We start from the raw sequence: 17,759 nt of genomic DNA, 5'->3' as shown, positions 1-17,759 counted from the left end.
CGCCCCACAACTAATGTGGTGAGTTAGCATGTTCTTTGCGAGGAAGAAATCACGGCGCGACGAGGCCGGCTTCCAACGGAAAGGGAGGCCTGTTCGGCAGATCCTTCGGGCGATCGCCGGTTAGGCATCCGACGCTGTTTTTCGAAGGGGAGTTCTCAGATCCAGCCCTGCAATTCCCGGCGCACGACCTTTTCCAGCACCTTCATGCCGTCATCGCTGTCGTTGAGGCAGGGGATATGCGTGAACTTGTCGCCGCCGTTCTCATGGAAGGAATGGGCGGCCTGTTCGGCGATCTCCTCAAGCGTTTCCAGGCAGTCGGAGACGAAGCCGGGATTGATGACGGCGATGCGCTTGACGCCGTCCTGGGCGAGCTTCTCCACAGTCTTGTCGGTATAGGGCTGCAGCCATTCCTCCGGCCCGAAGCGCGACTGAAAGGTGACCATGAAGTTTTCCTTGGTCAACCCGAGCCGCTCGCGCAGCAGCCGGCCGGTCTTCTGGCACTGACAGTAGTAAGGGTCGCCCTGCTTGAAATAGGACATCGGAATGCCGTGGAAGGAGGCGACCAGCATCTCCGGCTTCCAGTCGAGCGTCGAAAGATGCCTTTCGACGGATTGGGCAAGCGCCTCGATATAGGTCTCGTCGTCATGATAGTCGGGCACGGTGCGCAACGCCGGCTGCCAGCGCATGGAAAGCAGCTTGTGGAAGGCCTTGTCGTTGACGGTCGCGGTCGTTGCCGCCGCATATTGCGGATAGAGCGGGAAGAGCACGATGCGGTCGCAGCCTTCTTGCTTCAGCGCCTCGATGCGCGAGGCGATCGACGGCGTGCCGTAGCGCATCGCCCAGTCGACCTTGACGTTAGCAAGATCCTTCAGCCGCCCGGCCATCAGTTCCGACTGATTGCGCGTATAGGTGCGCAGATAGCTTTCGTTCTTTTCCTTGTTCCAGATCAGCTCATAAGCCTTGCCGACCTTTTGCGGGCGGGTATTGAGCACGATGCCGAACAGGATCGGGTACCATTTCCAGCGAGACCATTCGATGACGCGGCGATCGGTCAGGAATTCCCTGAGATAGCGGCGCATCGAGCTATAATCGGTCCCGTCGGGCGTGCCGAGATTGACCAGCAGGACACCGACCTTGCCTGATTTGACGGCCGGATGGTCCGCCGGGCGGTGTGAAAGATCTGCTGTCATTTTTGGCCCCAACGCTCTTTTTTCTGTCTCGTCGGCTCATACGCAGCCGGGAGATCATGGTTCACCCTATAGAAAGAAAAACCGGCCCGGGAAACCCCGGGCCGGCCGTTGCAATCGGGACAAATTGTCTTATTTCGCCGGAACTTCGATCTCCTTGCCGACCATCAGGTGGCGCGGGTTCGGACTGCCGTTCGCCTCCGAGAGCTTCCGCCACAGCGTGCCGTCGCCATAGAAGGTGACGGCAAGATCCCAGAAGGTGTCGCCTGCGGCGATCACGTGGGTGGACGGCGTCGTTGCAGCGGGTGCAGAGGCTGCCGGCGCCGGTGCCGCTTCGGGGGCGGGTGCTGCCGGCGTGGCCGGGGCGGGGGCGGCAGGGGTGGGTTCGGTAGCCAGTGCGGGCGTTGCAGGGGCAGGCTCGGCTGCCGGGGCAGGTGCTGCCGGCGCGGGAGCCGGAGCAGCCGGTTCGGCGGCGGGTGCCTGCGCTACGGTCGCGCCGATTTCGGTGACGCGGCCATCGGTATAGGGCTTGTAGGGCGAATGCGCGGCCAGATAGCCGGCGGTCACGTCGGCAAGATCCGGGCCGAAATCATAGGCGTTCTTGCCTTCCTTGAAGATCGAATAGCCATCGCCGCCGGCCCGCATGAAATTGTTGGTGGCGATTTTGTAGGTCTTGGCCTGGTCGATCGGAGCGAAGGTGTCGCCCTCCTTCACCTGGATATCGCTGACGCGGCTGCCGACGGGTTTCGACTGGTCGAAGGAGAATTTCAGGCCGGCGACCTGCGGGAAGCGTCCGGCGCCCTGATCGATCTGGCTCACACCATTTTCGAGCGCCTTGACGACATCGGCGCCGGTCGTCTCGAAGGTGGCGAGCGTGTTCTGGAACGGCAGGACGGTAATGACCTCGCCCTGGGTGACATCGCCGCCGTCGATCGAGGCGCGCAGGCCGCCACCGTTCTGGAAGGCGATGGTGACGCCCTGATTCCTGGTGCGGTCAAGCATGGCGTCGGCCACCAGATTGCCCATCGAGCATTCCTTGACGCGGCAGACCTTGCGGTCACCCTCGATCGGGCCTTCGGAGGAGCCGATGACTTTCTTGCGCAGTTCCTCGATCGGCTTTGCCAGTTCGGCGACGCGGGTGACGACGGCCGGATCGGGCGTGAAGGAGGAATCGATCAGCATCGGATCGCCCTTGGTATCCTTGACGACGCCGTTATCGTCGAAATTGACGACGAGATCGCCGAGATATTTGCTGTAGGAGGCGGCCTGGACGACCGGCACCTTGTAGCCGCCGGGATTGTCGACCATCGTCGGGTAGGGACCTTCGGCTTTCGCGTCGGTGTTCGAGAGCAGGCTGTGCGAATGGCCGCCGACGACGACATCGACGTCGGGAATCTTGGCGATCACGGCGAGGTCGCGGGGGTAGCCGACATGGGTCAGCGCGATGATCTTGTTGACGCCCTGACCTTTCAGATCCTGGACGGCTGATGTGATGGTCTGAACATCATCTTCGATGGTGACGTTCGGGCCGGGCGAGGACAGTTCCGGCGTATCGTTGGTGACGGCGCCGACGATGCCGATCTTCTGGCCGCCGACATCGAGCACCAGCGACGGCTTGATGCGGTCGCCGAGCTTGGAAGCGGCCGCCGCCTTGACGTTTGCCGTCACGACGGGGAATTGCACCTTGTCGAGGAAGGTCGCGAGCCCGTCCTCGCTGTCGTCGAATTCATGGTTGCCGACGGTCATCGCGTCGAACTTCATCATGTTCAGGAATTCGGCTTCGGCCGCGCCCTTATAGGTCGTGTAGAAGAGCGAACCCTGGAAATTGTCGCCGGCATTCAGGAGCAGGACATTCTTGCCCGACAGCGCCTGGCGGCGCTGGTCGATCGCGGTCTTCAGGCGGGCAGCACCCCCGAAGCATTCCTTCTTGCCTTCCTCCTCGGCCGAGCAGGTGGAGTCGAACTTGTTGATCGATTCGATGCGTGAATGGAAATCGTTGATGTGAAGAATATTGAGTTCGTAATCCGCAAAGGCGGCACCCGCGCTCAGCGCCAGCATGGACGCGGTCAAAAGACCGAAGCTGAAAGACTTCGTCATCCCTGTTCTCCTGATTGAGGCGAGAGATCCCCCGATCCCCGCCGATCCCTTCCATAGTCCGCCGAGGCAATTCCCGGCACGCGGATGTTCTACCAGACGGTGCACGACCGCAAGGAAAAGCTGGGCCTGACGGGACGCTTTCCAAGGGGGAAGGGACAAAAAAGCCGGATTGGCTTATCCTGGGTAAGCCGGGCCGGCTTATCCCAGGCATTCGCCGTCGGCGGCGTTTCGGTAGAGTTCGCGCGCCGCTTCGACGATGTTGGGAAGCGTGGCGAGCGCAACGATCAGGCAGAACACGGTGACGAGCCGGTGAAAGCGCCGGCCGACCCGATAAGCAAGGAATGCGCCTGCGCCATAGATCAGAACGGCCGGCACGGCGAAGATCAGAACCTGCAGCGGTCCGTCGCAATCGGGAGCCGCGATGCCTTGGGCACGATAGACGTTGGCCGGCAGAACAACGGCAAGTGCCGCAAGCGGCATTGCGAGCAGCAGGATGAGGTAACCGGCCAAGGCCCGCATGGTTCTATCCCCGCAAGCCTATCGTCCATCAGCCCTTATCAACTGCGCCGGGACAGCGTGAACTGCGCGCCGGAATCAGAGGTGCAATTGAGCTGGCTCGGATTGACGAGGGCGCAATTGACCTTGGACTGGGTGTTGCGCACCAGCGAGGTCATATTGATCTCGACCAGAGTCGGCGAGGTGTTGACATAGGTGCCGGAGGCGAGAAGCTGGTTGCTGTCGGTGGTGCGGGTGGTGAAAGTGCCGCCCTGGAAAGTGGAGACGATGCCGTTCGGATCGCTCCAGCTGCCTTCGACGCCGGTGGGTGCGGGCGTGTTTGCAACCGGCAGGGGGCGCGGTCCTGATGAAACGCAGGCGGCAAGCGCGGCTGCTGCACCGACAAGAACGAGACCAGTTTTGATTTTCATAAGGCTTCTCCCGGCGATTCGGCGCGGGCAGAACCCGCTGCAGTTCGGGCAAAACATGGCCTGCACCCGTGAGGATGGCAAGTCTTGCAAGATGGCGCGCAGCATTTATACAGCCGGCGTTACAAAAATGCCCGCCTTGCGGCGGGCATCTTCAAAGTTGCACTGACGGTCTCAGCGAACGAGGATGTTCCTGAACTGCCAGGGATCCTTGGTGTCGATATCCTCGGGGAAGAGACCCGGACGGCCGTCGAGCGGGGTCCAGTCGGTATAATGGCCTTCGACCGGGCCGAGATACGGCATCTGCACTTCGAGGCAGCGCTTGTAGTCGATCTCGTCGGCTTCGACGATGCCGGCCTTCGGGTTTTCCAGCGCCCAGACCATGCCGGCGAGAACGGCGGAGGTTACCTGCAGGCCGGTGGCGTTCTGGTAGGGCGCGATGCGGCGGGTTTCTTCCAGCGACAGGCGCGAGCCGTACCAGTAGGCATTCTTCTCGTGGCCGTAGAGCAGGACGCCGAGTTCGTCGATGCCGTCCTCCAGTTCGTCCTCGTCGAGAACGTGATGGACCGGCTGCGGCGTGCCGCCATTGCCGAACATCTCATGCAGCGAGAGCACGGCGTCGTTGGCCGGATGATAGGCATAGTGGCAGGTCGGGCGGAAGGTTACTTCGCCGTCCTTGTCGCGGACCGTGAAATAATCGGCGATCGAGATCGACTCGTTGTGGGTGACGAGGAAGCCGTATTGCGGGCCGGGGGTCGGGCACCAGGTGCGCACGCGGGTGTTGGCGCCCGGCTGCTCCAGGTAGATCGCCGCCTTGTTGCCCTTCTTGTGCTTCTTGGCGTTCTTCGGCATCCACTGTTCGTGCGTGCCCCAGCCGAGTTCGGCCGGCTGCATGCCTTCGGAGATGAAGCCTTCGACCGACCAGGTGTTCCAGAAGACGTTGAGCGGCTTCGGATGCTTGGTGCGCTGGGTGTCGCGCTCGGCGATGTGGACACCCTTGACGCCGAGCTTCTTCATCAGCTTGGCCCAGCCTTCACGATCGTGCTGGTCCGGTTCGTCGAACTTCAGGCCGGTGTCGTTGGCGAGGTTGACGAGCGCCTGCTTGACGAACCAGGAGACCATGCCCGGATTGGCGCCGCAGGTGGAGACGGCCGTGGCGCCGCCCGGGTTCTTCGCCTTTTCCTTGCGCACGGTTTCGCGCAGCGCATAGTTGGTGCGGTCGGCATTGCTCATGCCCTTGTCGAAATAGAAGCCGAGCCAGGGTTCGACGACGGTGTCGACATAGAGCACGTCATGCTTGCGGCAGAGCTTGATGAGGTCGAGCGAGGAGGTGTCGACCGAGAGGTTGACGCAGAAACCCTGGCCTTCGCCTTCGGTCAGCAGCGGCTTCAGCAGCTCCTTGTAATTGTCCTTGGTGACATATTCCTTGATATGGCGGACGCCGTGCTTCTTCAGGATCTCCATGTCGGAGGGTTCTTCGCGCGGGTCGATGACGACCATCCGGCTCTTGTCGAATTTGAAGTGGCGCTCGATCAGGGGCAGGGTGCCGCGGCCGATGGAGCCAAAGCCGATCATAACGATCGGACCGGTAATTTCGGCATATACCGGATGGTTCTTGTCCGTCATTCTTTTCTCCTGTGGAAGGGGACGAAGGCGCGAAGCCCGAAGAATTCTTGTGAGATTGCCGCAGAAATTGCGAAGTGACCGGCTCTAACCACAAAACGGCGTCACAATAAAGAGCGTTGAAGGGGAAAGCTCAAATATCGGGCGGCCGAGCTGGCAAGGAGCGAGATCATCCGACCTCTCCCGCAAAATCAGCGTTTCAGGATTTCCAGTCCTTCGGCCGTCGTCGTCACGGCAAGCTCGGTGATGTCGTATTCGGCGACGCCGTGGATGATGAAGGGGTCGGCGGCGACATAGGCCTCGATTTCGGCGCGGTCGCCGATTGCGAGGATCGCGCCGCCGGTGCGCGGCACCTTGCGGCCGGAGGCGAGGAACCAACCCTTGGCATAGCCCTCCTTCACCCAGGCCATGTGCGGCTCCATGTGCCGGTCGGCTTCTTCGTTGGGTTTCACATAGGTCAGGGAAAGAATGAACATGGTCAGTTCCTGATGAGGTTGGCGCGGATCAGGCCGCGCAGCGAGTTGCCGAGGTAAAGTGTGCCGGTATCGAGATCGGCAAGCGCAAGACGGCCGACACGGGCCTTGCGTTGGCAGATGAGCTCGGTGCGCAGCACGCCTGCCAGCAAGCCGGAGGAAATGGGCGGGGTCCGCAGGACGCCGCTACCGTCGTCGAGAAAAAAGGAGGTGATGGTGCCTTCGCAGACTTCGCCGCGTTCGTTCAACAGGATGACTTCATCGGCTTCATCAGGAGCATATTCAGCGCGCGCGGCCTCGTAGACGGCGCGCCGTGTGGTCTTGACGCGCAGCAGCCTGTCGGCGGAGTGAAGGCGGGTCTTGGCGATACGGACGGTCCAGACGGTCTGCGGCGCCAGCGGAACGAAGGGGGCGCTCGTCACCTCGATGCGGCCTTGCGCGTCGAAAGTCAGGCGGACGCGCAATGGGGCCGTCGCACCCGCCACCGCTTCATCGAGCTTTGCCGCCGCGCCGACCGGCTGCGGGAAGCCGAGGCGGCGGGCCGAGCGGGAAAGCCGGGCGAGGTGCAGGCGCAGCCGGATCAAGCCTTCACCGGGCTGCCAGCGCAGCGTCTCGATCAGCGAAAAATCGGTCATCGCGCGATCCACTGGTCGCCGACGGCGAAGCGTGCCTTGAGCAGGCATTCCTCATATTCGGCCTCGGCGGTGGAGTCGAAGACGATGCCGCCGCCGACATTGAAGACGGCCCTGCCGCCGTCAAAAAGCGTGATCGTGCGAATGGCGACGGAAAAACGCATGGCGCCTGATGGTGAGATCATGCCGATCGCGCCGCAATAGGCGTCGCGGGCTCCATCCTCGAGCGTGTGGAGGATCTCCATCGCCCGCATCTTCGGCGCGCCGGTGATCGACCCACAGGGAAAGAGCGCGGCAAAGACGTCGCGGATCGAAAGGCCGGGAGTGAGCCTTGCCTGCACGTGGCTCACCATCTGGTGGACGGTCGGATAGGTCTCGACGTCGAAGAGCTTCGGGACGTCGAGCGTGCCGACCTCGGTGATGCGGGAGATGTCGTTGCGCAGCAGATCGACGATCATGCGGTTTTCGGCCTGCGTCTTGATGTCAGCGCGCATGGCCGCGATGATTTCGGCATCCTCGGCGGCGGTGGCGCCGCGTCGGGCCGTGCCCTTCATCGGATGGGTTTCGATCCAGCCTTGCTCGTCGGTGCGGAAGAAGAGTTCGGGCGAGCGCGACAGGATGATCGGGCCGCCGAGATCGACCAGCGCGCCGTATTTGACCGGCTGGCGTTCGATCAGCGACCAGAAGGCGGCGCGAGGATCGCCGTTCCAGCGGGCCTCGACCGGCATGGTGAGGTTCGCCTGATAGGCGTCGCCGAGCCTGAGATGCTCGTGAAGCCGGTCGAAACGCTCTTTATATATAGGGAAATCCCAGGCGGCTTTCGGGTGTGTGAGAAATTCCTCATTTTCGAGGCGCTGTTTCGGCTGGGCGAGCGGATGAGTATCCGGCTGCGGAGCGTCGAAGACGCCGAAAAGGAGAAGCGGTGTTTCGCGGTTTCCGTCGGCGAAAGAGGCGAGTTTTTCCTCGAAGAGATATCCGGCCTCGTAGGCCATGTAGCCAGCAAGCCATTTGCCTGCGGCCTTGGCCTCTTCCATTCTGATGAGGCCGGCGAAGAATTCGGCGCGCGTCCTCGCAATGATGATCTCGGCCGGCTCGGCGAAAAGCTTCACCTGTTCGGTCGTGTCGTCTCGGAAGAGGATATAGGGTTGGTCAGCCACGCAACGCTTTCAGTTTTGCTCCTGAGGGCGGGGTCTACTGTGCCGCCCCCTCATCCGCCTGCCGGCACCTTCTCCCCGCTGGGGAGAAGGAGACTCGTTGCGGCGGACTGCTCCAGTCCTATTCGAAACGAATTTCAGCCCTTATCCAAAGCTTCCAACTCGTCGATGAGCCCTTCGATCATCGACAGGCCCTGGCTCCAGAACGACGGATCGGTGGCGTCGAGGCCGAAAGGCTTCAGCAGTTCGGAGTGATGCTTGGTGCCGCCGGCCTTCAAGAGCTCGAAATACTTCTCCTGGAAGCCCTTCTCGGCCTTCTGGTAGACGGCGTAGAGCGAATTCACCAGGCAATCGCCGAAGGCATAGGCGTAGACATAGAAGGGTGAATGGATGAAGTGGGGAATATAGGCCCAATAGGTCTCGTAGCCCTCGGAAATGTTGATCGCAGGCCCGAGGCTTTCCGACTGGACGGAGAGCCAGAGTTCGCCGATATCGTCGGCGGTGAGCTCGCCTGCCTTGCGGGCGGTGTGCAGCTTGCGCTCGAATTCGTAGAAGGCGATCTGGCGCACGACCGTATTGATCATGTCCTCGACCTTCTGGGCGAGCATCGCCTTGCGCTCGCGCTTGTCGGTGGTCTTTTCCAGGAGCGCGCGGAAGGTCAGCATCTCGCCGAAGACGGATGCGGTTTCGGCAAGCGTCAGCGGCGTCTGGCACATCAGCGCGCCTTGCGCGCCGGCGAGAACCTGGTGCACGCCGTGGCCCAGTTCATGGGCAAGCGTCATCACGTCGCGCGGCTTGCCCATATAATTGACGAGCACGTATGGATGGGCCGAGGGGACCGTCGGATGGGCGAAGGCGCCGGGCGCCTTGCCGGGACGGACCGGAGCATCGATCCACTGCTCGTCGAAGAAGCGCCTGGCGATATCGGCCATCTCGGGGGCGAAATTGCCGTAGGCCGAAAGCACCGTCTCTTTCGCTTCGGGCCAGGAGATGACGGCGCTGGAGGTTTCCGGAAGCGGCGCGTTGCGGTCCCAGAAATTCATCTGCTCCATGCCGAGCCACTTCGCTTTCATCTTATAATAGCGGTGCGAAAGACGGGGATAGGCTTCCCGGACGGCGGCGGCCAGCGCATCGACGACCTCGCGCTCGACGCGGTTGGCGAGATGCCTGGAGTCGGCGATGTCCTCGAAGCCGCGCCAGCGGTCGGAGATGTCCTTGTCCTTGGCAAGTGTATTGGTGATCAGCGTGAAGATGCGGATATTGGCCTTGAAGGTTTCGGCGAGTGCCATGGCGGCCTTGCGGCGTGCCTCGGGATCCTTTTCCTGCAGCATGTTCAGCGCCACTTCGAGCGGCACTTTTTCGCCGTCGATCTCATAGCGGAGCTCCGCCATGGTTTCGTCGAACAGGCGATTGAAGGCGGCCGCCGACGTCATCGACTTCTCGAGAAAGAGCTGCTCCAGCCTGTCGTCGAGCTGGTAGGGCTTGTCTTTCCGCAGATCGACCAGCCACGGGCGGTAGTGGCCGGCGTCGGGGTCTTTCGCCATTGAGGCGTCGATCACGGCGTCGTCGATGCGGTTCAGTTCCAGCGCGAAGAACAGCAGATGGCCCGAGAATTCGGTGATCTTGGTCTGCACGTCGCCATAGAGCTTGCCGTTGGCGGGGTTGGTGGTGTCGGAGAAATAGGTGAGGCCGGCAAAAGAGCCGAGGCGGCCCATGAGATCATCAAGCGCCTCATATTCCTTCAGCGCCGCGCCTATGCCTTCGTCGCCGGTCTTCGACGCCGCGTCTGCGAGTTTGCCCTTCCACTTTTCTTCGAAGGCGATTGCGGCCTTTCCGGCTTTTTCCATGTCGGCGACGAAAGCGGTCGAGGTGGCGGAGGGATAGAGATCCTGCAGCTTCCAGACCGGCAGATCGCCGAGCGCGGGATCGGCGGCCACAGCCGGCGCGGCTGGCGACAAGAGAAGGCCGGCGTGCGGGAGCTTGATTTTCATGGGCGCAATTCCTCTCCACTTTATAACAGTTTTGCTTGTCTAGCGCATCGGCCTGAAAATCGGAATCGATTTTCGGAAAGCGCGACGGGTAGGCTCAAAGTGTGACAGCCACCGAAGGGACGCGCGGCGCTGCAAGGGCGGCAAGGCCCGGTATCAAGGGGATTTTCGGCGCGCAAAAGGCGTCGCTTCGGCACGAAAATCGCTCATCGCAATCGTTAAAATGCAATTGTTTCTCAAAACTGGATGTTCAAGCCTTTCTGCCAGAGTGCCCTCCAAGGTTTCGCATGAAGTGAGGCGACAATGACCGGTTACAATGAGCTCAAGGGAGCAGGGCAAATCCTCGTGGTCGAAGACGACCCGGTGCAGCGCCGCCTGCTCAAAAACGCAATCGAGCGTCACGGCCATGTCGTGCACCAGGCGGAAAACGGCCGGATCGGCCTTGAAATGGTCAAGCGCGACAGCGGCCTTTTCAATGTCATCGTGCTCGACCTGATGATGCCCGAAATGACCGGGCTCGAATTCCTCGACGCGCTTCATGAATTCGGCACGCAGATCCCCGTCATCGTGCAAACGGGCCAGGGCGGCATCGAGACCGTGGTGCAGGCGATGCGCGCGGGCGCCTTCGATTTCGTCGTCAAGCCGGTCTCTCCCGAACGCATTGCCACCTCGATCTCGAACGCGATGAAGCTCGACCAACGCGAAGTGAAGGCGCGGGCCGGGCGCCGGTCGCGATCGGGCTCCGTCGGCTTCGACGACATCGTCTCGGCAAGCCCGGCGATGCTCCGCGTCATCGATCTCGCCCAGCGGGCGGCACAATCCAATATTCCCGTCGTGCTCGAAGGCGAATCGGGGGTCGGCAAGGAGCTGGTGGCGCGCGCCATCCAGTCCGGCGGCGAGCGCTCGAACAAGCCGTTCGTCACCGTCAATTGCGGGGCGATCCCGCATAATCTCGTCGAGAGCATCCTCTTCGGCCATGAGAAGGGCGCCTTCACCGGCGCGACCGAACGTCACATCGGCAAATTCATGGAAGCCGACGGCGGCACCATCTTCCTCGACGAGATCGGCGATCTGCCGCTCGAAGTCCAGGTGAAGCTGCTGCGCGCCGTGCAGCAGGGCGAGATCGAGACCGTCGGCGCGCGCACCGCGCACAAGGTCAATGTCCGGCTGATCTCCGCGACCAACAAGGACCTGATCGAGGAGGTCAAGAACGGCCACTTCCGCGAGGATCTCTATTATCGCCTCAACGTCTTCCCGATCACCATTCCGGCGCTGCGCAAGCGTAAGGAAGACATTCCGCATTTGGTGCGCGTCTTTGCCGACCGCTTCTCCAGCGAGCAGAAGAACGGCCGCCGCATGACGGTGAACTCGGGCGCGCTGGCGCTTTTGACCGCCTATGACTGGCCGGGCAATATCCGTCAGCTCGAAAACGCGATCTTCCGCGCGGTCGTTCTGGCCGAGGGGCCGGAGCTGACGGAGGCGGACTTCCCGCAGATCGCCGCCCAGCTTCCGGAATATGAAGTGGTGGATCATCTGGCGCTGGTGGCCGACAATACCGGCCTCGATCCGGACGAAGCCTATAGCGAGGATTACCGGGCGCCGACGATGGGAGAGGTGCATCACCGGCTGCCGGAGACCTCCGATAACGCAATCGCCAGCGTCAATCCCTCAGGCGATGTGCGCAAGCTTGCCGATGTCGAGGAGGAACTCATCCGATTCGCGCTCAAATTCTATCGCGGGCAGATGAGTCAAGTGGCGCGTAAACTTGGCATCGGGCGGTCCACACTTTATCGCAAGCTCAAAGATTACGGCATAGATCCCGATAATCCCCAGAAAGATGCGGCTTAAGGCCTATTTATTAAGACTCGGGCAACCACGATTTGTTACTGATCATAAACCACTTGTTAGTGGCTCGTTCACTATGTAAAGAAAAGGTTGATCATGTGTGGCATTTTTGCCATCGTGTGACCGCATTTGACAGTCATCTGAGACAGTACGGGACATTGTCTGTCTGACGGGGATCGAGTTGCCGAATCTGAATGGGAATTCCAAGCCTTCGCGCTTGAGCTGGCGTTCTTTGTGCGCCGACATCTGCGGAAAGGCAGTGAGGACGGCAGCGGCCGCCCTTCTTGCGCTTGCGGTTTCCTCACTGGTATTCGTCAGTACGCCGTCTCAGGCCGCGGGCGATACCCGCAGTCTCAAGCTTTATTTCATCCATACCGGTGAAAAGGCCGTCATCACTTATAAGCGCAACGGCAAGTTCGACCCCAAGGGTCTGGAGCAGCTGAACCGCTTCCTGCGCGACTGGCGCAAGAACCAGCCGACGAAGATGGATCCGCGCCTGTTCGACCTGATCTGGGAAGTCTATCGCCAGAGCGGCTCGCGGGACTATATCAACGTCGTCTGCGGCTTCCGCTCGCCGGCCACCAACGAAATGCTGCGCGGCCGCTCGCGCAAATCCGGCGTCGCCGAAAAGAGCCAGCATATGCTCGGCAAGGCGATGGACTTCTTCATTCCCGACGTCAAGCTCGCGACCCTTCGCGCCATCGGCATGAAGATGCAGGTCGGGGGTGTCGGCTTCTATCCGAAATCGGGCTCGCCCTTCGTGCACATGGATGTCGGCGGCGTTCGCGCCTGGCCGCGTATGAGCCGCGACGAGCTCGTCCGGCTTTTCCCGAACGGCAATACCATCCATATTCCGGCGGATGGCAAGCCGCTGCCGGGCTACCAGCAGGCGATGGCCGACTATAAGCGCCGCGCCAGCGGCACGCAGATCGAGATCGCCAGCGCTTCCGAATCGGCGCCGAAGCACAAGACGCTGTTTGCCGCCCTCTTCGGCGGCGGAGCGGATGAGCAGGAAGACGATTCGGATGATTCCGCTCCTGTCGCCGTCGCCAAGGCGACGCCGCCGAAGGCTGCTCCCGCGCCTGCCGCCGTCGAGCCGCAGCAGACCGAAGTCGCCGACCTGAACGCACCGGTGCCGCAGGTTCGCCCAGCATTCAGCAACCAGCCGGCCGAAATGGCGAGCGCGCTGGTGGCGCCGTCTTCGGGTAATGCCGCACAGCAGGCCCTTGCCGCAGCGCTTCCGGCCGATCAGGCCCAGCCGCAGCAGTTCGCCGATCTCAGCGCCTACAGCATTCCGGTTCCCTCGCTTCTCGGCCAGCGCCGCGCACCCGGCGATGCCGAGGTGGCCTCGGTCGATCCGAACATGCAGAACGGCATGCCGGTTCCGACTCCGGTCGAACGCCCGGCCGTGGCCGAGAGCCTGCTTGCCGCGGCCAATGCCGATCCGGAAGCAGACGCCGACGAGGCCGACCAGGATACGCTCTCGCCTGACGTCGCAGCGGCGCTCGAGCAGCAGAACGACAAGGCGGCCGAAAGCGACGTTGCCGCGCAGCAGCCTCAGATGAGCGTTGAGCAGGCGATCGCCGCCGCGATGCCGCAGCAGGCGCCTGCCGAAAAACCGACGCTGCAGCTTGCTGCATTGGCCCCGACGACGAAATCGGCAAGCTTCGGCGACGGTTTCGACGTACCGGCTGCTGAAGGCGCCGTAGCGCCCGGCCTTCCGACCAAGGGCGGCCGCCCGACGCAGAAGGAAGCCGCCGCAGCCGACGCCAGCCGTGCGACCGTCCGGACCGAGCCGAAGCTGACGCAGAAGATGATTTCGCAGTGGGCGCTGACCAATGCCCGGCTGGAAATGGCTTCCAAGCAGGTCAAGGCGCCGCGCTTCGTCAGCCAGACGATGCGCGCCCAGCCGACGTCCGTCTATGCCGAGGGCTTCAACGTCAAGACCGCCTCGGTCGATCCGGCCCGCTTCAGCGGCACGGCCGTCAACTTCATGGAAGTGCGCAAGTTCAATACGAACTGAGCCTGCCGACAATTGAAAGATCGAAACCGCCGGGGTGATCCGGCGGTTTTTCTTTTGGCTGGTCCGCCCGGTGAGGCAATCGTCGGCTTACAGCCTAAACAAAGAAAAGCCGCCGGGAGGCCGGCGGCTTGTCGACATCAGCGATGCCAGGCGTATCAGCCTTCCGGCGGCGCCTCGATCATGCCGAGGGCGTGCAGGTAGGTGTCGAGGATCGCTTCCTCTTCCATGCGCTCCTGCTCGTCCTTCTTGCGCAGCGCCACGACCTTCTTCAGGATCTTGGTATCGAAGCCCATGCCCTTGGCTTCGCCATAGACGTCCTTGATGTCGTCGGCGATGGTCTTCTTTTCTTCTTCCAGCCGTTCAATGCGCTCGATGAAAGCGCGAAGCTGATCGCGGGCGACGCCATGAGCATCAGACATCGTGTTCTCCTGATTGGTGATCGATTTTGGATGCCAGTGACTGCCGCGAAAGCGGCGTCACGGTCAAGCCTGTTCCGGCTCGGGCGAGTTATTTGTGCGGGTTGTTCAGCTCAAAAGCGGCCTTTTGCACAGGCGAGGCCTCATTCTGATGGAGTTTCTTCCATTCCTCATAGGGCATGCCGTAGACCATCTCGCGTGATTCGTCCCTGGTGACGGCGACACCTTCGGCCTCGGCGGCTTCGCGGTACCAGTTCGACAGGCAGTTGCGGCAGAAGCCAGCTAGGTTCATCAGGTCGATGTTCTGGACGTCGCTGCGCTCGCGCAGATGGGCGACGAGGCGGCGGAAGGCGGCGGCTTCGAATTCGGTCTGCTGTTCCTTGCTGAGCGCGGTCATCTCGCTCTCCTTTCAATAGGGGCCTGTGCGCGAGACGTGGACGTCGTATTCGTGCAAGGCGGGATCGGCATTCATGGCGGCAAAGATCGGCGCGAGGCGCTCGGCCCATGCCGATATGCCGGCCTCGTCCGCGATCAGGTCCTGGCGCACTTCGAGCAGCGCGTGCGGGATGCCTGTCACCATGCAGTGGCGGTACATGGTATCGCCCTTCAGGGCGCCGTCATAGGGTTCGTTGTCGCCAACGACGAGATCGGGATCGGCGCGCAACAGATCGAGCAGCGGGCCGACGGCGCGCCGGTCGCTGTCCCAGAGGACAGCGGCGTGCCAGGGCCTGGGGATGCTCTTCCAGGCGGGCGTGTAGGAATGCAGCGACAGCACCAGCGGCGCCTTGCCGGTGGCGTTCGCCACGGTGTCGATCATCTCCGCCACGGCGCCGTGATAGGGACGATGGAAGGTTTCGACGCGGGCATTCCATTCCTGCGGCGTGATCGGATGGTTGCCCGGTATGACGGCGCCGTCCGATATTTTCATGATCAGCGTCGGATCGTCCTCGCCGCGGTTCGGGTCGATCAGCAGGCGCGAGAAGCCGCCGAGCACGGCCGGCACGCCGAGCTTTGCCGAAAGCTGCCGCGTCAGGCCTTCGATGCCGATATCATAGGCGATATGGCGGGCAAAGGCAGACTCGGGCATGCCGAGCTTCTGATACCGGGCGGGAAGACGGTTCATCGCGTGATCAGCGAGGATCACCATGCCTTTGTCATGTTTTCCGGGTAGGATTTCGAAGGATTGGAAGTCGTCCATGAAGGAATTGCCGTTCGTCATTGCGCAGTCGGGCTCAGTGATTGCATGCGGCCGCAGCAGGTTCAAGCGCAACAGTCGGCAAGCGGTAGAGACGGAGCCCCGGCGCATGGTTATGAAAGGAAATATAATCGATTAGCATTGCGTTGACTTTCGCATGACGGCGGCGCAAGAAGACACGGATACGAATAACCGTGGAGCTATTTGGGAGCCGTGTTGATTCAAGCCGCGCCAAGTTTCCTCACGCGGTCCGGGCCGCTCGCCCGTCTCGCTCTGTTCGCTCTTGCAGCCGCCATGCCGTTCTTCCTCGCAGATGCCGCACGCGCGGATTTCCGCGTCTGCAACGGAACGCAGAATCTGGTCGGGGTCGCCATCGGGTACCGGGCCAAGGACGGCTGGATCACCGAAGGCTGGTGGCAAGTGCCGGCAACGACCTGCGCCACGCTGATCGAGGGAGAATTGCAGTCGCGCTATTATTACCTCTACGCCGAAGACGCCGCCCGGGGAGGACGATGGACGGGCGACGTGCAGATGTGCGTGGCGGAAAACGAATTCAAGATCACGGGTGTGCAGGATTGTTATGCCCGGGGTTATCAGAAAATGGGATTCAAGGAATACGACACGGGCCGCCAGGGCAGCTGGATGGTTCAACTCTCCGACACCCCAGGGACGCAAGAAAGTCAGAATTGATGAAGCGTAATCGCAAAATTAAAATCCTCGCCACCCTCGGGCCCGCCTCCGCCGAGGAATCGATGATCGAGAAGCTGCACCAGGCCGGTGCCGATGTCTTCCGCATCAACATGAGCCATGCGAGCCACGATCTGATGCGCACGCTGATCCAGCGCATCCGCTCGGTCGAAGCGCGCTCCGGCCGGCCGATCGGCATTCTCGCCGACTTGCAGGGGCCGAAACTGCGCGTTGGCAAGTTCACCGACAGCAAGGTCGATCTGAAGCCCGGCCAGACCTTCACGCTCGACAACAATGACGCGCTCGGCGATGCGACCCGCGTCTACCTGCCGCATCCGGAAATCCTGGAATCGGTGCAGCCCGGCCACCGCCTGCTGATCGACGACGGCAAGCTCTGCCTGCGCGCCGACAAGTGCGACGGCAAGAGCATCGTCACCACGGTGATTTCGGGCACGCGCATTTCCGACCGCAAGGGCGTCAGCCTCCCCGACACGCTGCTCGGCGTCGGCGCGCTGACCGATAAGGACCGCGCCGACCTCGACGCCGTGCTCGCCACCGACGATGTCGACTGGGTGGCGCTTTCTTTCGTCCAGCGTCCCGATGACCTCGCCGAAGTGCGCAAGATCGCCCGCGGCCGCGTCGGCCTGATGTCGAAGATCGAAAAGCCGCAGGCGCTGGAGCGCATCGAGGAAATCATCGAGCTTTCCGACGCCCTGATGGTCGCTCGCGGCGATCTCGGCGTCGAAATGCCGCTCGAATCGGTTCCCGGCATCCAGAAGCAGCTGATCCGCGCTTGCCGCCGTTCGGGCAAGCCTGTCGTCGTCGCCACGCAGATGCTGGAATCGATGATTTCGGCGCCGGTGCCGACGCGCGCCGAAGTCTCCGACGTCGCGACCGCCGTCTTCGAAGGCGCTGATGCCGTCATGCTCTCGGCCGAATCGGCCTCGGGCGACTATCCCGTCGAAGCCGTCTCGACCATGGCGTCGATCGCCAGCGCCATCGAGCGCGAGCCGCATTATCCCGGCATCATCTATGCCCAGCGCGCCCAGCCGGAAGCGACCGGCGCCGACGCGATCTCGCTCGCCGCCCGCCAGATCGCCGAGACGCTGAAGCTGTCGGCGATCGTCTGCTACACCTCGTCGGGCACGACGGGCCTTCGCGCCTCGCGCGAGCGTCCGCAGGTGCCGATCCTGGCGCTGTCGCCGATCATCAAGACGGCGCGCCGCCTTGCCATCGTCTGGGGCCTGCACTGCGTCGTCACCCATGACGCGACCGATCTCGACGACATGGTCAACCGCGCCTGCCGCATTGTCGCCGACGAAGGCTTCGGCAAGCCGGGCGACCGCATCATCATCTCGGCCGGTGTGCCGCTCGGCACGCCCGGCGCCACCAACATGATCCGCATCGCCTATATCGGCTCCGACGGCCAGAGCGGCGTCTGATCCGATCCAAACCCTTGAGAAAGCCCGCAACCGGTTGTGAACTGACCCCGTAAAGTTGGACGGTTTATTGGCTG

Annotated in this window: 16 protein-coding genes; 4 read left to right on the top strand and 12 right to left on the bottom strand. The window is 62.3% G+C overall.

The genetic code is table 11. From position 1 onward, the window contains the following. Nucleotides 1-155: 155 nt before the first annotated feature. The 9 genes from hemH to CO670_RS10440 form a co-directional block, all read right to left on the bottom strand. On the bottom strand, nucleotides 156-1,190 hold the full coding sequence (gene hemH / locus CO670_RS10480; RefSeq protein WP_097590173.1) for a ferrochelatase: 1,035 nt from the start codon (nucleotides 1,188-1,190) through the stop codon (nucleotides 156-158). A gap of 129 nt (nucleotides 1,191-1,319) precedes the next feature. Beyond that, nucleotides 1,320-3,284, bottom strand: a complete 1,965-nt coding sequence (locus tag CO670_RS10475) for a bifunctional metallophosphatase/5'-nucleotidase (protein WP_097590172.1) — start codon at nucleotides 3,282-3,284, stop codon at nucleotides 1,320-1,322. 198 nt (nucleotides 3,285-3,482) lie between these two features. Next, nucleotides 3,483-3,803, bottom strand: coding sequence for a hypothetical protein (locus CO670_RS10470; RefSeq protein WP_097590171.1), 321 nt, complete (start codon nucleotides 3,801-3,803; stop codon nucleotides 3,483-3,485). Between the two features lie 38 nt (nucleotides 3,804-3,841). Then, nucleotides 3,842-4,210 carry an outer membrane lipoprotein Omp10 gene (gene omp10, locus CO670_RS10465; protein ID WP_097590170.1) on the bottom strand — a complete coding sequence of 123 codons (369 nt, stop codon included), beginning with the start codon at nucleotides 4,208-4,210 and terminating at the stop codon, nucleotides 3,842-3,844. A 171-nt stretch (nucleotides 4,211-4,381) separates the two neighbouring features. Beyond that, nucleotides 4,382-5,833 (bottom strand): homospermidine synthase, encoded by a 1,452-nt coding sequence (locus tag CO670_RS10460; protein WP_088677886.1) that lies wholly within the window; start codon nucleotides 5,831-5,833, stop codon nucleotides 4,382-4,384. Nucleotides 5,834-6,021: 188 nt separating this feature from the next. Next, entirely contained in the window at nucleotides 6,022-6,306 is a 285-nt protein-coding gene (locus CO670_RS10455; RefSeq protein WP_097590169.1) for a YciI family protein, read from the bottom strand. Between the two features lie 2 nt (nucleotides 6,307-6,308). Beyond that, entirely contained in the window at nucleotides 6,309-6,938 is a 630-nt protein-coding gene (locus tag CO670_RS10450) for an aminotransferase class IV family protein (RefSeq protein WP_176538912.1), read from the bottom strand. Beyond that, nucleotides 6,935-8,092: an aminodeoxychorismate synthase component I gene (locus tag CO670_RS10445; protein ID WP_097590167.1), complete on the bottom strand. Its 1,158-nt coding sequence runs from the start codon at nucleotides 8,090-8,092 to the stop codon at nucleotides 6,935-6,937. The genes CO670_RS10450 and CO670_RS10445 overlap by 4 nt, the downstream gene beginning before the upstream one ends. 134 nt (nucleotides 8,093-8,226) lie before the next feature. Next, entirely contained in the window at nucleotides 8,227-10,080 is a 1,854-nt protein-coding gene (locus tag CO670_RS10440; protein WP_097590166.1) for a M3 family oligoendopeptidase, read from the bottom strand. A 300-nt stretch (nucleotides 10,081-10,380) separates the two neighbouring features. On the opposite strand from CO670_RS10440, the gene CO670_RS10435 reads away from it, so the two are divergent. Together CO670_RS10435 and CO670_RS10430 are read left to right on the top strand one after the other, a co-directional pair. Then, complete coding sequence (locus CO670_RS10435; protein ID WP_097590165.1) at nucleotides 10,381-11,925, top strand: sigma-54 dependent transcriptional regulator; 1,545 nt, start codon at nucleotides 10,381-10,383, stop codon at nucleotides 11,923-11,925. 178 nt (nucleotides 11,926-12,103) lie between these two features. Beyond that, nucleotides 12,104-13,945 (top strand): DUF882 domain-containing protein, encoded by a 1,842-nt coding sequence (locus CO670_RS10430; RefSeq protein WP_097590164.1) that lies wholly within the window; start codon nucleotides 12,104-12,106, stop codon nucleotides 13,943-13,945. Nucleotides 13,946-14,100: 155 nt separating this feature from the next. On the opposite strand, the gene CO670_RS10425 is transcribed toward CO670_RS10430, so the two are convergent. The 3 genes from CO670_RS10425 to CO670_RS10415 form a co-directional block, all read right to left on the bottom strand. Further along, nucleotides 14,101-14,364: a DUF2312 domain-containing protein gene (locus CO670_RS10425; protein WP_008533181.1), complete on the bottom strand. Its 264-nt coding sequence runs from the start codon at nucleotides 14,362-14,364 to the stop codon at nucleotides 14,101-14,103. An 88-nt stretch (nucleotides 14,365-14,452) separates the two neighbouring features. Then, nucleotides 14,453-14,758, bottom strand: coding sequence for a DUF1244 domain-containing protein (locus tag CO670_RS10420; RefSeq protein ID WP_097590163.1), 306 nt, complete (start codon nucleotides 14,756-14,758; stop codon nucleotides 14,453-14,455). 12 nt (nucleotides 14,759-14,770) lie between these two features. Next, a complete protein-coding gene (locus tag CO670_RS10415) occupies nucleotides 14,771-15,559 on the bottom strand; it encodes an N-formylglutamate amidohydrolase (protein ID WP_097590313.1) in 789 nt (262 codons plus the stop codon). A 201-nt stretch (nucleotides 15,560-15,760) separates the two neighbouring features. Between CO670_RS10415 and CO670_RS10410 the strand changes: the two genes are divergently transcribed. Next, nucleotides 15,761-16,246, top strand: coding sequence for a DUF1036 domain-containing protein (locus CO670_RS10410; protein ID WP_097590162.1), 486 nt, complete (start codon nucleotides 15,761-15,763; stop codon nucleotides 16,244-16,246). Then, nucleotides 16,246-17,685 carry a pyruvate kinase gene (gene pyk / locus CO670_RS10405; RefSeq protein WP_097590161.1) on the top strand — a complete coding sequence of 480 codons (1,440 nt, stop codon included), beginning with the start codon at nucleotides 16,246-16,248 and terminating at the stop codon, nucleotides 17,683-17,685. The genes CO670_RS10410 and pyk overlap by 1 nt, the downstream gene beginning before the upstream one ends. Nucleotides 17,686-17,759: the final 74 nt, after the last annotated feature.

This window comes from Rhizobium sp. J15 (assembly GCF_002531825.1).
Taxonomy (GTDB): domain Bacteria; phylum Pseudomonadota; class Alphaproteobacteria; order Rhizobiales; family Rhizobiaceae; genus Rhizobium.
This window is presented reverse-complemented; position numbering and strand designations above follow the sequence as displayed.